13 protein-coding genes and 2 pseudogenes are annotated in these 14,161 nt (G+C 64.2%); 12 read left to right on the plus strand and 3 right to left on the minus strand.

Going from position 1 to position 14,161, the window contains the following annotated elements; translation table 11 throughout:
- Positions 1-48 precede the first annotated feature (48 nt).
- From B2D37_RS23025 to B2D37_RS06250, 3 genes are read left to right on the plus strand one after another with little or no spacing between them, the layout of a single operon-like run.
- Positions 49-222, plus strand: coding sequence for a hypothetical protein (locus B2D37_RS23025; RefSeq protein ID WP_154067048.1), 174 nt, complete (start codon positions 49-51; stop codon positions 220-222).
- A gap of 40 nt (positions 223-262) precedes the next feature.
- A complete protein-coding gene (locus B2D37_RS06245) occupies positions 263-1,453 on the plus strand; it encodes an NnrS family protein (RefSeq protein WP_079201904.1) in 1,191 nt (396 codons plus the stop codon).
- Positions 1,454-1,506: 53 nt separating this feature from the next.
- The gene (locus tag B2D37_RS06250) at positions 1,507-1,950 is read left to right on the plus strand and encodes a CopD family copper resistance protein (protein WP_079201905.1); all 444 of its coding nucleotides are present in this window, start codon (positions 1,507-1,509) and stop codon (positions 1,948-1,950) included.
- Positions 1,951-2,121: 171 nt separating this feature from the next.
- Here the strand turns inward: B2D37_RS06250 and ytfE are convergent, their stop codons facing one another.
- The gene (ytfE, locus tag B2D37_RS06255) at positions 2,122-2,787 is read right to left on the minus strand and encodes an iron-sulfur cluster repair protein YtfE (RefSeq protein WP_079201906.1); all 666 of its coding nucleotides are present in this window, start codon (positions 2,785-2,787) and stop codon (positions 2,122-2,124) included.
- Between the two features lie 157 nt (positions 2,788-2,944).
- On the opposite strand from ytfE, the gene norR reads away from it, so the two are divergent.
- The 9 genes and pseudogenes from norR to B2D37_RS24085 all read left to right on the plus strand — a co-directional run.
- The gene (norR, locus tag B2D37_RS06260; protein ID WP_079201907.1) at positions 2,945-4,474 is read left to right on the plus strand and encodes a nitric oxide reductase transcriptional regulator NorR; all 1,530 of its coding nucleotides are present in this window, start codon (positions 2,945-2,947) and stop codon (positions 4,472-4,474) included.
- A 385-nt stretch (positions 4,475-4,859) separates the two neighbouring features.
- Entirely contained in the window at positions 4,860-6,041 is a 1,182-nt protein-coding gene (locus B2D37_RS06265) for a coproporphyrinogen III oxidase (RefSeq protein ID WP_218190372.1), read from the plus strand.
- A 183-nt stretch (positions 6,042-6,224) separates the two neighbouring features.
- A complete protein-coding gene (moaB, locus tag B2D37_RS06270) occupies positions 6,225-6,782 on the plus strand; it encodes a molybdenum cofactor biosynthesis protein B (RefSeq protein ID WP_079201908.1) in 558 nt (185 codons plus the stop codon).
- On the plus strand, positions 6,779-8,011 hold the full coding sequence (gene glp, locus B2D37_RS06275; protein ID WP_079201909.1) for a gephyrin-like molybdotransferase Glp: 1,233 nt from the start codon (positions 6,779-6,781) through the stop codon (positions 8,009-8,011). The genes moaB and glp overlap by 4 nt, the downstream gene beginning before the upstream one ends.
- Positions 8,012-8,368: 357 nt before the next feature.
- Positions 8,369-9,364: a peptidase U32 family protein gene (locus B2D37_RS06280; protein ID WP_079201910.1), complete on the plus strand. Its 996-nt coding sequence runs from the start codon at positions 8,369-8,371 to the stop codon at positions 9,362-9,364.
- Positions 9,365-9,374: 10 nt separating this feature from the next.
- Positions 9,375-10,262 carry a U32 family peptidase gene (locus B2D37_RS06285; protein ID WP_079201911.1) on the plus strand — a complete coding sequence of 296 codons (888 nt, stop codon included), beginning with the start codon at positions 9,375-9,377 and terminating at the stop codon, positions 10,260-10,262.
- Positions 10,259-10,759, plus strand: coding sequence for an SCP2 domain-containing protein (locus tag B2D37_RS06290; protein ID WP_079201912.1), 501 nt, complete (start codon positions 10,259-10,261; stop codon positions 10,757-10,759). Before B2D37_RS06285 ends, B2D37_RS06290 begins: the two co-directional genes overlap by 4 nt.
- Before the next feature lie 97 nt (positions 10,760-10,856).
- Positions 10,857-11,585, plus strand: a pseudogene (locus tag B2D37_RS24080) (type IV pili methyl-accepting chemotaxis transducer N-terminal domain-containing protein); the annotation flags it as partial.
- Positions 11,586-11,852: 267 nt separating this feature from the next.
- A pseudogene (locus B2D37_RS24085) lies at positions 11,853-12,452 on the plus strand (methyl-accepting chemotaxis protein); the annotation flags it as partial.
- A gap of 151 nt (positions 12,453-12,603) precedes the next feature.
- On the opposite strand, the gene B2D37_RS06300 reads toward B2D37_RS24085, so the two are convergent.
- Positions 12,604-13,281: a Crp/Fnr family transcriptional regulator gene (locus B2D37_RS06300; RefSeq protein WP_079201914.1), complete on the minus strand. Its 678-nt coding sequence runs from the start codon at positions 13,279-13,281 to the stop codon at positions 12,604-12,606.
- Positions 13,226-14,122, minus strand: a complete 897-nt coding sequence (locus B2D37_RS06305; protein ID WP_079201915.1) for a type IV pili methyl-accepting chemotaxis transducer N-terminal domain-containing protein — start codon at positions 14,120-14,122, stop codon at positions 13,226-13,228. The genes B2D37_RS06300 and B2D37_RS06305 overlap by 56 nt, the downstream gene beginning before the upstream one ends.
- Positions 14,123-14,161 lie beyond the last annotated feature (39 nt).

The following is a 14,161-nucleotide window of genomic DNA, read 5'->3' on the forward strand; positions in this document are numbered from 1 at the left end:
GTTGTTTGACCCTGGTCAGTGGCCTGTCGCTGCAAAGGAGTGATTCTTATGTTTGAAGTCATGGCTGGCAACCTGGAACAAGGAGCCGAGTGTTTTTCGGCACACCTTGCTCGTCGCGGACGACAGGCTGCCGTTGCTGGCGCATGCTCGCGATTGAACAATCATTGGTCACTGTTGGGTCTGCTGTTGCTCGGCGTGGTTGCCTGCGTGCTGGTTGAGTAAATTGGGTCGGATACGCTCGGCCTGCTAAAGGAGTTGCATCATGCAAGTGCTTGACCGCCGCAAGGCATTGGCGATCACCCCGTTGTTGCGTCTGGGGTTTCGGCCGTTCTTTCTGGGCGGCTGCCTGTTCGCCCTGTTGGCCGTGCCGCTGTGGCTGGCAGCCTACAGTGGCTGGCTGGGCGAGTGGCAGCCGGCCGGAGGCTGGCTGGCCTGGCACCGGCATGAGCTGCTGTTCGGTTTCGCCCTGGCGATCATTGCCGGCTTTCTCTTGTCCGCGGTGCAGACCTGGACCGGCCAGCCTGGGCTGCAGGGGCGCCCGCTGACCCTGTTGGCGCTGCTCTGGCTGGCTGCGCGGGCGGCCTGGATGAGCGACCTGCCGTTGCCAGTGCTGGCCGTGCTGGAATTGGCGTTCCCGCTGGCGGTGGCCGCGGTCATGGGCCGCGCGCTCTGGCAGGCCCGACAGAAACGCAACTACCCGATTGTGGCTGTCCTGCTGTTGCTGACGGCAGCGGATGCCGTCGCTGTGTTCGGGCTGGCCAGTGCCAACGACGTCCTGCAGCGCCAGGGCGTATTGGCCGGAGTCTGGCTGGTCGCGGCGATGATGGGGTTGATCGGCGGGCGGGTGATTCCGTTCTTCACCCAGCGCGGCCTGGGTCGGGTGGAGGGCGTCAAGCCCTGGCCCTGGCTCGACCTGTTGTTGCTGCTGGGCTCGGCATTGGTCGCCATCCTGTATGCCGCCGGCATCGCCTTGCAGGCCAACGCCTGGGTTGGCCTGTTGTTCATGCTGCTCGCGGCTGGGCATCTGCTGCGTCTGGTGCGCTGGTATGACCCGGGCATGTGGCGGGTGCCCTTGCTCTGGTCGCTGCACCTGGCCTATGCCTGGTTGGGCCTGGCCTGCCTGGGCATGGCGCTCTGGCATCTGGGCCTGCTGAGCAACCCGAGCCAGCCGCTGCATGCCCTGACCGTCGGCTCCATCGGCGGTTTGATCCTGGCCATGGTCGCCCGTGTCAGCCTGGGCCATACCGGTCGCCCGTTAGCGCCGCCGGCCGGGATGACCCTGGCTTTTATCCTGGTGCAGTTGGCCAGCCTGTTTCGCGTTGGCCTGATCGAAATCTGGCCGTTCTGGGGGCTGTGGCTGGCCGCCGCGTGCTGGAGCCTGGCCTTTGTCCTGTTCGCCTGGAGTTATGGGCCGATGCTGTGCAGTGCCCGCGTGGATGGCCATCCGGGATGAATGTGTGTCTACGTGATGCCTTGCCAATTGCTGTCCTGCCTGCCGAGTAGCCGATGATTTATCCGATCCTGCTGATTCTCCATCTGTTTGCCGCGCTGATCTTCATCGGCACGGTGTTCTTCGAAGTATTGATCCTGGAAAGCGTGCGCAAGCAGGTGCCGGCCGAGGCGATGCGCCTGATCGAGCGGGGCGTCGGCCGGCGTGCCCGGCAATTGATGCCCTGGGTGTTGCTGGCGCTGTTCGGCGCCGGCCTCGGCATGCTCTGGCTACGTTATCTGCCCGCGTTGGCCGCACCGCTGGCGTCGTCCTTCAATACCCTGTTGACCCTGAAGATCATGCTCGCCGCCAGTGTGCTCGGTCATTTTTTCAGCGCCATGTGGCTGTTCAGAAGCAAGCGCATGAATGCGCGTTATCTGCGCATCATCCACGTCAGCCTGTTCGTGCATATGATCGGCATCGTGCTGCTGGCCAAGAGCATGTTCTATCTGAGCTGGTGAGGGCGCACGTTTTGGCGGACACCCAGACATCGCCGGCATGCCGGCGATTGAGCCGATGAACAGGGCTAATAGCGCTTGCTGGGTTACGGGGCGCACTAACACCGAAGTTACTGCGCAACCCCTGCTCGGCGCGGCGCGGCCCACCCGGCAAGGACATAGACCTAAATAAGACTAAGCCTGGTCCGCGACGAACAACACGTTGTTTTCCAGGTGGATGTGCTGCATCAGGTCATCGTGCAATTCGTTCAGTCCGCGGTACAGCGCGCGCCAGGTGTTGCAGGCGTCTTCCGGCGGCGTGAGGCCGTGGGTCAGGGCTTCCATCTGTTCCAGCGCCAGGCCATGGTGGTCGTGCTCGAAGCGCATCACCGAGATCGGCGCACTGGCCTGTTTGGCGTAACCGCTGAGGAGCATGGGGAAGAGGATCTGCTCCTCCTTGAGCATGTGGCTCTCCAGTTCCTGCTGCATATCGCGCAGCAGGTCGGCCAGGCCGTTCGGGCAATCGGCGCGGTTGCCGTGAACCTGTTCCACCCGGCAGGCCAGGCGGATCAATTCCGGCAGTTGCTCGCGATGGCGGGCGTGATAACGCTTGAGGATATGCTCGATCAAGCGTGCGCTGGGCTCAGTGCGCCAGTCCAGCTGCGTGCCGCCCCGGGCCTGCAGGCTGTCCAGTTCGGCGGCGACCTCTTCAGGTTCGATACCGCGCAGGGCCGCCGCCTCGCGCAGGCTCTTGTGACCGCCGCAGCAGAAGTCGAGATTGAAGGCATGGAATACCCGTGTGGCACCGGGTATCTCGCAGGCCAGGCTGCCAAGGGGTTGGTCGAGAAGGGTCGTACTCATGGCGATTTCCTTGTGCATCGATCAATGGGGATTCTTAGGTCAATAGCATCAGCCGTGCCAGGGCCGATCACTTGAAAACACAGGTATTTATGTTTCACATGGTCGATCGAACCCTGATCTGTTAGGGTTCAATCGACCAATTAGGGTGATAAATACCATGCTGGAAAGCAGTCTGCTCGCCGATCTCATCACCGAACTGCCCAATGCCGTGCGCTTGCAGCGTCTGGTGCATACCCTGCGCGAGCATTTCAATTGTGGCGCGGTGGGGTTGTTGCGTCTGGATGGCGACAGCCTGCGGCCATTGGCGGCCGTGGGCCTGGTGCATGAAGCGCTCGGCCGCCGTTTCGTGATCGCCCAGCACCCGCGCCTGGCGGCGATCATGGCCGCCCGCGAGCCGACCTGGTTCGAGCCGGACAGTCGCCTGCCGGATCCGTATGACGGCTTGCTCGACGCGCATGTCGGCGAGCCCTTGCCTGTGCATGACTGCATGGGCGTCAGCCTGTACGTCGAGGGCCAGCTGTGGGGCGCGCTGACGCTCGACGCCCTGCATGCCGGCACCTTCGACAGCAACGCCCGGCGCGATCTGCAGCGCTACGCCCTGATGATCGAAGCGGCGGTGCGGGTGACGCGCCTGGAGCAGGAAAACCGTAGCCTGCGCCTGGCCCGCAGCGATGTGCAGACGGCCGCCCTGGTCACCGAGGAGAGCGAGATCCTCGGCCATAGCCAGGCGATTCGCCAACTGTTGAGCGAGCTGGAAGTGGTGGCCGACTCGGAGTTGCCGGTGCTGTTGCTGGGTGAAACCGGGGTGGGCAAGGAGTTGTTCGCCCGTCACCTGCATCGTCTGTCGCGACGCCGCAACAAGCCGCTGATTCAGGTCAACTGCGCGGCACTGCCTGAGTCGCTGGCCGAGAGCGAACTGTTCGGCCACGTCAAGGGCGCCTTTTCCGGCGCTACCAGCGATCGCCCCGGGCGCTTCGATGCGGCCAATGGCGGCACCCTGCTGCTCGACGAGGTGGGCGAACTGCCCCTCAGCGTGCAGGCCAAGCTGTTGCGCACCCTGCAAAATGGCGAGATCCAGCGCCTGGGTGCGGACAAGCCCCTGCATGTCGACGTGCGAATTATCGCCGCGACCAATCGCCACCTGCCGGACAGCATTCGCGACGGCCATTTCCGCGCGGACCTCTATCACCGCCTGTCGGTGTATCCGGTGCCGATTCCGCCGTTGCGCGAGCGCGGTAACGATGTGTTGATGCTGGCCGGGCACTTCCTCGAACTCAATCGCGCGCGCCTGGGCCTGCGCAGCATGCGCCTTTCGCCCGCGGCGGAGCGTGCCATGCTGGCTTATGCGTGGCCGGGCAATGTCCGTGAACTGGAGCATGTGATCAGCCGAGCAGCGATCAAACTGCTCAGTCGCGGCGCCAGCCGCACGCAGATTCTGACCCTGGAACCCGACCTGCTCGACCTCGACAGCTCAGTGCGCCAGCCTGGCGCCAGCGAGGCGCTGGAGCAGCAAAACACGCCCGCAGCTGCCGCCTGTTCGATGCGCGAGGCAGTCGAAGCCTGTCAACGGCAGAGCATCCTGCAAGCCTTGGCGTTGTGCGCGGATAACTGGGCCAGCGCGGCGCGCCTGCTCGAACTCGATCCGAGCAACCTGCATAAACTGGCGCGGCGTCTGCGCTTGAAGTGATTCGCCCGCAAGCCCGCTCACTCAAGCCTAGTGAGCGATGTCGTAGAGCTTGCCTATGCACATGCGGCCTACGCGTTGGCGTGAGTCAACCATGGCTTAAGCGCACCAGGTCGTCACAGGCACGCGGCTTTTCCCAAGGTTGACTCAGGTCAATGAGGCGTGCCGGCAATACCCCGACACTGTGTTAGCGGTCATACGGGGAGAGCCAGATGCGTGAATCCATCAACTGGGACAGCAAGCTGCTCGGCCGCTACGCCCATGGCGACGCCAGCCATAGCTGCTATCCGAGAGCACAGCCTTTCATCGCGGTATTGGCTCGCTGGATCTGCTGCGCGCCCTGCGTGGCAGTCGGCGGGCCCAGCGAGCGCTATCGCTGGCTGTGCAGTTGCCAATCAACTGCGCCTTCGGCCAGCAGCGTGCGAGTTGTTCGCCAAGCGTCTTCGCCGCCTACCTGGAGTGCCTGGAGCGGGAGATCGACACGATCGGCTGCCACCTGGGTGCGCAGCAACGCGTCGAACAATTTCACCTGGCGGGCGGTAGTACGCCCAGTGCCGAGCAGCTGCTCAGGCTGATGAGTCATCTGCGCCAACACTTCAATTTTCTCGATTACGACACGGGCGACTACAGCATCGAGATCCAGTTGCCCCATTCGGATTGGGCGACCATGGGGCGGTTGCGCGATCTGGGCTTCAATCACGTCAGTATCGGCGTGCCTGATATCGCCGCGATCAGTGGTGCAACGCTGGCCTGGCAGGACCCGCGGCACATCCGCTCGCTGATCGATGCCGCCCGCGCACTCAACTTTCGCTCGGTGAATATCGATATTGGCTATGGCCGTGCCTGGCAAACCCGGACAAGTTTCGCGCGCAAGGTGGCGGCCATTATCGAGCTGCAGCCGAGTCGGGTGACGGTTTTCGACTATGCCGATCCGCCGCAGCGTTATCGCTCGATGGGCCGGTTTGCCGCTAAAGACCTGTCTGACCGGGAGGACAAGCTGGCCATGCAGCGGCAAGGCGTCGAGCAGCTCAGTCGGGCGGGCTATCGCTATATCGGCATGGGTTTGTTTGCCCTGGCGGATGACGATCTGGTCATCGCACAGGAAAGCGCCAGCTTGCAGCGCAATTGCCAGGGTTTCAGCCGGCACGCGGACTGCGACCATGTCGGCCTGGGCGTCGCTGCAATCAGTCAGATCGACGGCCTTTATGTACAGAACAGTCGCGATCTGCAGGGCTATCAGGCCCTGCTCGATAGGGGCCAGTTGGCAACCTGGCGTGGCTTTCGCTGCGGGCCCGACGACCGTCTGCGTGGCGAGGTGATCGAGCGCTTGATCTGTGACGTCGGCCTGGATATTCGGCGCATCGAAGCGCGTTTCGGCCTGATATTCCGCGACTATTTCGCTGACGCCTGGCCGGCCCTGGAGCAGATGCAGCGCGACCGCCTGATCAGCCTCGACGAGGCGTCCATCGCTATTCTTCCCGCCGGCCGTTTGCTGGTGCACGCGGTGTGCCGCTTGTTCGATCGCTACGGCGGGGCGCCGCGTGTGCACTCAGTTTCCCAGGCGGTTTAGTCGCTCACAAGACCCCTGCGACCCTGGGTCGCAGCCGTTGAACAAGCCGCTGAAAGCCCCCAGCAGCAGGGGTTTCGACCTGCGCAGGGGGTACTGCTGCCAGGGGCATACCTCCAACGAGGAATGGGCTGGAGCAAAGTACCGGTGCAGTCTGCGGCCAGACATTCTATGGAGGTTTCCAGCATGGCTCATCTGTCCAGCGCCGAATTCCAGGCATTACGCATCGCCGTCCTGACCGTCAGCGACACCCGCAATCGGGCGAGCGACACCTCGGGGCAAACCCTGATCGAGGGGCTGGAGGCGGCCGGCCACGCGCTGGTCGAGCGTGCTCTGGTAATCGACGATATCTGGCAGATCCGCGCGCGGGTCTGTACCTGGATCGCCGATCCACTGGTGCAGGTGATACTGATCACCGGCGGCACCGGTTTCACCGCGCGGGACAATACCCCGCAAGCCGTGGCGCCCTTGCTGGACAAGCTGGTCGATGGCTTTGGCGAACTGTTTCGCCAGGTCTCGCTGGATGAAATCGGCACCTCCAGCCTGCAATCGCGTGCACTGGCCGGGATCAGCAATGGCGCGTTGGTCTGCTGCCTGCCCGGTTCGCCCAACGCCTGCCGCACGGCCTGGGAGAAGATTCTGCGCGAGCAACTGGATAGCCGCACCGGGCCGTGCAACTTCGTCGCCCACCTCAAGCGCCTGGCCGATCAGCCGCAAGTCGCGCTCTGCGGAGCTCGCTCTTGAGCGCCTGCGGCTGCGACGGCAACAACCTGCGGCCGGTTGATCAAGCCATCGCCGAATTGCTGGCGCGCGCACCGGCACCACCGCCAGTGGAGCGGGTAACCCTGAGCCAGGCCCTCGGCCGGGTGTTGGCCGAGCCGCTGCACGCACCGTTCGAGGTGCCGGCCTGGGACAACAGTGCAATGGATGGCTACGCCCTACACGCCGCCGATCTGCCGGCTGGTGGTGGTAGCCTGCCCCTGGCCGGGCGTATCGCTGCCGGCGATGCGGCGGCGCAAGCCTTGCCGGCCGGTCATGCCGTGCGCATCTTCACTGGCGCGCCCTTGCCGCCTGGCGCCGACAGCGTGGTGATGCAGGAGCAATGCCGGCTCGAGGAGGGGCGGGTGTGGCTGCCGCCGGTACAGGGCGGCGAGCATGTGCGCCGGCGTGGCGAGGAGTTGGCTGCCGGCACCCCGGTGCTGAGCGTCGGACAGCGCCTGCGGCCCCAGGAACTGGGCCTGCTGGCCAGCTTCGGCATCGACCGGGTGGCGGTCTATCGACGTCTGCGGGTCGGCCTGCTGAGCAGCGGCAACGAGTTGCGCGAACCGGGTGAAGCGCTACAGCCCGGGCAGATCTACAACGCCAACCGCTACAGCCTGGCAGCTGTGCTGACCAGCCTGGGCGTGGAAGTCCATGATTACGAAATCATGGCTGATGAGCTGGCGGCCAGCCGCGATGCCCTGAGCCTGGCCGCGTCGGAGTGGGACATGCTGATCACCTCCGGCGGGGTGTCGGTCGGCGAGGAGGATCACCTCAAGCAGGCGATCCGCGAGCTGGGCGAATTGCACCTGTGGCGCCTGGCGATCCAGCCGGGCAAGCCGCTGGCCTTCGGCGAAGTGGGCGGCAAACCCTGGCTGGGCTTGCCAGGCAACCCGGCGGCCGCCTTGATCACCGCCCTGGTGGTGGCGCGGCCTTTTCTGCTGCGCGCCCAGGGTTGTCTGGATGTAATGCCGCAGCCGCTGCGCCTGCCGGCGGGATTCGCCTGGCCCAAGGCCAATGGTCGCCGCCAGTACCTGCGTGCCCGCCTGCAGCAGCAGGATGGTCAGTTGCGCGTGTGCCTGCACCCGCAGCAGGGCTCGGCCATGCTCACCTCGGCCTGCTGGGCCGACGGCCTGGCGCTGGTCGAGGTAGGCCAGACCCTGGCCGAGGGCGAAATGCTCGATTACCTGCCGTTCAGTGCACTGCTGCATTAAGTGGCGTAGGAGGGGCGAGCGCTCTTATCAAACAACCCGTATATCATTGATTTTATGGGTTATTACGTTCTTTGTAGGAGGGGCTTTAGCCGCGAAGGCTTGCACACCACAGCTTCGCGGCTAAAGCCCCTCCTACAAGTGCCCACAAGCCGACAGGCGCGATTGCCTCCATTTGCCGCGCGACAGCGCGGCGTCGTAGACGGGGCGACCGCTTCTGCAAGTCAGGCGATGTGGCGAAGGTTCGGCTCGACCCAGTAACCGTGAGCCTGGCGAGTCGAGGCTTGTTGACCGCGATCAAGGCCTCGCTCAGAGCCAACCCCTACAGTGCCGACAGTATTCCGCCCGGAAGGAGTTTTCATGCAACTGGTTTGTCCCGCAGGCAGCCTGCCTGCCCTCAAGGCCGCGGTTCGGCAGGGCGCTGACGCCGTCTATGTCGGTTTTCGCAATGACACCAACGCCCGCCATTTCTCTGGTCTGAACCTCGACGACAAGCAGCTCGAAAGCGGCCTGCAGCTGATCCGTCAGCACGGGCGGCAGCTGTATATCGCGGTCAATACCTATGCCCAGCCCGACGGCTGGGCACGCTGGCAGCGTGCGGTCGACCAGGCTGCGGCGCTCGGTGTGGATGCCCTGATCGCCGCCGATCCGGGGGTGCTGGCCTATGCCAGCCGCCGGCATCCCAGCCTCAACCTGCACCTGTCGGTGCAGGGCTCGGCGACCAATGCCGCCGCCCTGACGCTCTATCAGCAGCGCTACGGCATTCGCCGCGCGGTGCTGCCCCGGGTGCTGTCGCTGGCGCAGGTGCGCCAGGTGGCGGAAAAAAGTCCGGTGCCGATCGAGGTATTCGCCTTTGGCAGCCTGTGCATCATGGCCGAGGGCCGCTGCCATCTATCGTCCTATCTGACAGGCGAATCGCCCAACCTGTGCGGCGTCTGTTCGCCGGCCAAGGCCGTGCGTTGGCAGGAAGATGCCGATGGCCTTACCTCACGCCTCAATGGCGTGCTGATCGACCGCTATGGCAAGGATGAGCCGGCCGGTTACCCGACCCTGTGCAAGGGCCGCTTCCTGGTCGGCGGCCAGCGCTTCCATGCCTTGGAGGAGCCGACCAGCCTAAACACCCTCGACCTGATCCCGCAGCTCGCCGCGATAGGCGTGACGGCGGTGAAAATCGAGGGGCGCCAGCGCAGCCCGGCCTATGTCGAGCAGGTCACCCGAGTCTGGCGCTCGGCGCTGGATGCCTACACCCGCGCGCCGGAGAATTTCACGGTGCAGCCGCAGTGGCGCAGCGCACTGGACAGCTTGTCCGAGGGCAGCCAGACCACGCTGGGCGCCTATCATCGTTCCTGGCAATGAGGAAATCATCATGAAGCTCAGTCTGGGACCCGTCCTGTTCTACTGGAGCCGCGAAAAACTGCTGGATTTCTATGCCGAAATGGCCGAGCAACCACTCGATGCCATCTACCTCGGCGAGACGGTATGCGCCAAACGTCGCGCCCTCAGCCTGGATGACTGGCTCGGCCTGGCCCGCGAGTTGGGCGAATGCACGCGCGCCGAACGGGTGCTGTCGGGCCTGGCGCTGGTCGAGGCGGCTTCCGAGCTGTCCAGCCTAAAGCGCCTGTGCGACAACGGCGAACTGCTGGTGGAGGCCAACGACATGGGCGCGGTGCAGTTCCTGCGTGAACGCAAGCTGCCCTTCGTCGCCGGTCCCGCGCTGAATCTGTACAACGGTCACGCCCTGGCCGAGCTGATCGACTGCGGCCTGCAGCGCTGGGTGCCGCCGGTCGAATGCTCCGGCGCGCTGATCCGCAACACCCTGGAGCAACTCGACAGCCTCGGCCTGACGCGGCCGGAGGTGGAGCTGTTCGCCTACGGACATCTGCCCTTGGCCTACTCGGCGCGCTGCTTCACCGCCCGCGCGGAAAACCGGCCCAAGGACGACTGCCAGATCTGCTGCGAGAGTTTCCCGGAAGGCATCGTGCTGCACAGTCAGGAAGGCGAGGCGTTGTTCACCCTCAACGGCATCCAGACCATGTCGGCCAAGGTCAACAACCTGCTTGCCGACTATGCGCAACTGGCCGCGACCGGCGCCGATATGCTGCGCCTGAGCCCGCGCGCCGAAGGCATGGCCGGAGTGATCGGTGCTTTCGATGCGGTGCGTGGCGGCGCGCTGCCGCCCTTGGCGGTGGACGGCTGTAACGGTTATTGGCACGGCCGCGCCGGTATGCTGAGCGCCGACGAGGTGCTGCTATGAAGACCTTTGCCCGCCTGGCCATGCGGGTCGGCCCGCCACTCTTGCCGCTGGGCCGCCATGTGCCATTCCCGTTGCAGCGCCTGGTGCTGGAAAAGGTCATTGCCCGCCTGTTCGCCGAACCCCTGGCGGCAGGCGAGTTCGACTTGTTGCAGGGCCGCTGGCTGCGCTTGGAAATCAGCGATTTGCAGCTGGCCTGGTGCCTGACCCGCGACCAGAGTGGTCTGCGTATCGCGGCCGAGGCGCCGGTGGATGTCTGCATCCGCGGCAACTGGCGCGAGTTCCTCCTGTTGGCCAGTCGTCAGGAGGACCCGGATACCCTGTTTTTCCGCCGCCGCCTGATGATCGAGGGCGATACCGACCTGGGCTTGGGGATCAAGAACCTGCTCGACAGCCTCGACCCGGAAGGCTTGCCGCCCAAGTTATGGCAGTTGATCTGCGCGCTGGGCGAGGCGGTTGAAGTTCCGGTGGCGAAGGGCAAGGCCGAGGTTTTTTCCTAAGCGGGCGGCAGAGCAAGTACACCTAAAGTGTGATTGCGATGATGTGGCGAGCTTCTGACAATGATCAATCAAATAGCATGATGGAAAAGGACTCGATATGTCTGACACCTTGGCGCGCGGAATTCAGCGGCTATTGCGCGGTGTTGGCCTGCGCAGCATCAACACCCAGTTCTTCTTTTCCTACAGCCTGATCTTCCTCTGCGCGGCACTGACTGCCGGGGTGCTGTTCACCTCCGACCAGGATGCCAGGCAACTGGACATGGCCGGCGCGCAACGCATGCTCAGCCAGAAAATGGCCAAGGAGAGCCTGCTGGTCGCGCAAGAGGCGTTGCCGCTGGCGAAACTAGAGGCCACCCTGCAGCGCTTCGAGAGTGCCCATCGGCTGCTGGTGCAGGGTGATCAGAGCCAGGGCATCGCCGCGGTAGAACTGCCGGCCGCCCAGCTGCGTCTGCGCCAGGTCGATCAGGCCTGGGGCCGTTACCGCACGCTGGTGCTGGCCGTTGCCAAAGGCGACCGCGACGCGCTGCAAACGCTTGCCGCCGACTCGGAATCCCTGCTTGCCGCGAGCAACGAAGTGGTGCAACTGATGTCGCTCGAGGCCAACCGCAGCGCCAGCGTGCAGCGTTGGGTGGCGCTGGGTTCGACCTTGGCCATTCTGTTGTTGGTGGTGCTCGGGCGGGTGGCCGGGATGAGTTGGCTGATGCGCCAGCTCGATGAACTGCGCGGCAGGCTCGAGCGGGTCAGCCACGGTGATTTTTCGCAAAAGTTGGCGGTGGATTACGCCGACAATGAATTGGGTCAGATCGGCACGGCCTATAACCGACTGCTGCAACAGGTCAGCGACATGATCCGTGCGGTGCGTCAGGCCGCGGATGAGGCCGATGGTCATTGCAGCCGCATGGCGGCGGTTGCCGGCGAGAGTGCGCGTAATGTGGTCGGCCAGCAGGCCGAGATCGATCAGGTGGCCACGGCCATGCACGAAATGCTCGCCACCTCCCAAGAAGTGGCGCGCAGCACAGTAGCGGCAGCATCGGCGGCCGATACCGCCGACAGCGAAACCGGCAATGGGCGCACAGTCATGCGCAGTTCGGTCGCCGCCATTCGCGAGCTGTCCGGGCATGTCGATGGCTTGTCCGAACTGATGTTGCAACTGGCTGCAGACAGCCAGGAAATCGGTCGGGTGCTGGAGGTGATCAGCGCGATTGCCGATCAGACCAACCTGCTCGCGCTCAACGCGGCCATCGAGGCGGCCAGGGCGGGTGAGCAGGGCCGGGGTTTTGCCGTGGTCGCCGACGAAGTACGCAGTCTGGCCGCACGCACCCAGAGTTCCGCCGGCGAGATCAGCGGCCTAATCGAGCGCCTGCAGCAGCAAACCGAGCGCGCCGGCCGGGCCATGGACGAATCACGGCGTGGCAGCGATGCCACCTTGCAGCAGATCGAAGCGGCGCAGGGCGCCCTGGAAAATATCGTCGGTGCGGTGCAGACCATTCGCGGCATGACCAACCAGATCGCCACGGCGGCCGAGGAGCAGTGCCAGGTGGCCGACGACATGCACCGATCGCTGACCCATATCGCTGGAGTCGCCGATCAGGCGGCCGTTTCCACCCGCGATACCGAGTCGACCAGCCAGGCCATCACCCTGAGCATGGATGGCCTGCAAGTGCTGACTGGACGCTTCCGTTTGCAGGTTTGACGGGACGACGTGGTGGGCAGTCAGCCCGCCACGCCGCCGTTGCGGCGGCAGATGATCAATCGCGTAAAGGATCCATCGGACGCTGCGCCGTCGAGCCGTGTGCCTGCTAGGCAAGGGGCGCTCGGTGGATGGCGCAACCGCAGCCCTCGCCTCACTCGTAGTAGTTGGCCAGTCTGGGCGTATTGATGATGCGGATATTGCGCCGTTCCATGGCGATCAATCCGGCATCGATCAGGCGATGGAGGATGCGCGAGAAGGTTTCCGGCTGGATGCCCAGTTGCGAGGCGATCAGACGTTTCGGCACGCTGAGCTTGATCTGGCCATTGCCGGCCGCCTGTTCCTGACAGAGAAAGCGCACCACGCGGCGGCTGGCATTGGCCACGGCGAGGGTGTCGATTTCAGCCAGTCGCTGGTGCAGACGCATGCTGAAACTGGCCAGCAGTTCCAGGCAGATACTCGGTTGCACTTCGAGTAGGTGGCGATAGTGGGCGCCATCGATGCTTACCAGGCAACTGGGTTTCAGGGCGCTGGCGGTTACCGGATAGTGGCGGGTATCGCAGAACAGCAGAGAATCGGCAAAAATCTGCCCTGGCCGGATCACCTCGACCAGTTTTTCGCTACCTTCCGGCAGCACGCGGGTCAGGATGATCTGCCCTTCCAGCAGCAGGTAGAAACGCTCTGCCAGATCGCCCTGGTGGAAGAGGATGTCGAGGCTGTGCAGACGTCGATGAATCGCCAGGTTGCCGACTTCCTGAAAAGCGCTGGCGGGCAGCCTATCGAACAACTGGTGCTCGCGCAGAATGGCAAGGGTCGTGGAGTCGCTCAGCATGGTTCACCTCAGTAGGTACCATCTTAGGTGTGCCAACCGGGGCTGCCCATTCCTCCTCAGGACTACCTCTAAAGGGCAGCTCGGCGTAGGCCCGAGTCAGGCCGTCCATCTGCTTGAGCAGCGTCTCACAGGTTATGCTGATCAGCGTCGGCACATAGCGGGCGTCCTCGGACAGCTGAAAACCGCGTTGCGAGAATTCCCATTGTGCACCGGCCTTGGCCAGCGCCGCGTTGATTGCCGCATTGTTTTCCGGTGCCGCGCGCAACTCTTCCAGGGCCTGGTTGAACTCGTCCACTGCCTGCTCAAACTGGCTCTGCAGCTCTGTGTTTGGCAGCTTCCAGCTCAGTGCCAGATACAGCTTGGCGATGCGCTGGCTGAGCATGCGCTGGCGTCCACTGCGGTTAACCAGTTGTGCAGTGCGACCGCCGCTGGATCGTTCGATCTGTGCCACCAAGGTCTCGCTTTCGGCGAGCAGTTGGTCGCTGAGGGTCAGCACCCGCATCGCGGAGTCGCGGTCGGGACGTTGCAGAATCAGGTTGCGGTACTCCTGCCAGCGCAGGGTGACGCGCTGCAGCTGCTGCTCGATGGGCGGGTTGGAGGCATAGCCATCCAGGGCGAGGAGGTTGCTTTCGAAACGTGCCAGACTCTCATCGAGCTGCTGATTGGCTTGTTCAGGCCGAATATCGGCGCCGATCATCAGGTAATTCTTGGCGATGCGTTGGCTGAGCATGCGCTGCATGCCCGACAGGTTGACCGCCTCAGCGGCGCCGATGGCCGCCCACAGCGAAGGGCTGAGGAGCACCAGACCGAACAGCAGCCCGCACCAGTTTTTCTTGCACATGGAGTCTCTCCAGGGGGTGCGCCCTCCCGCAGGGGAAGA

This window comes from Pseudomonas sp. CC6-YY-74, assembly GCF_002025205.1.
Taxonomy (GTDB): Bacteria; Pseudomonadota; Gammaproteobacteria; order Pseudomonadales; family Pseudomonadaceae; genus Aquipseudomonas; species Aquipseudomonas paeninsulae.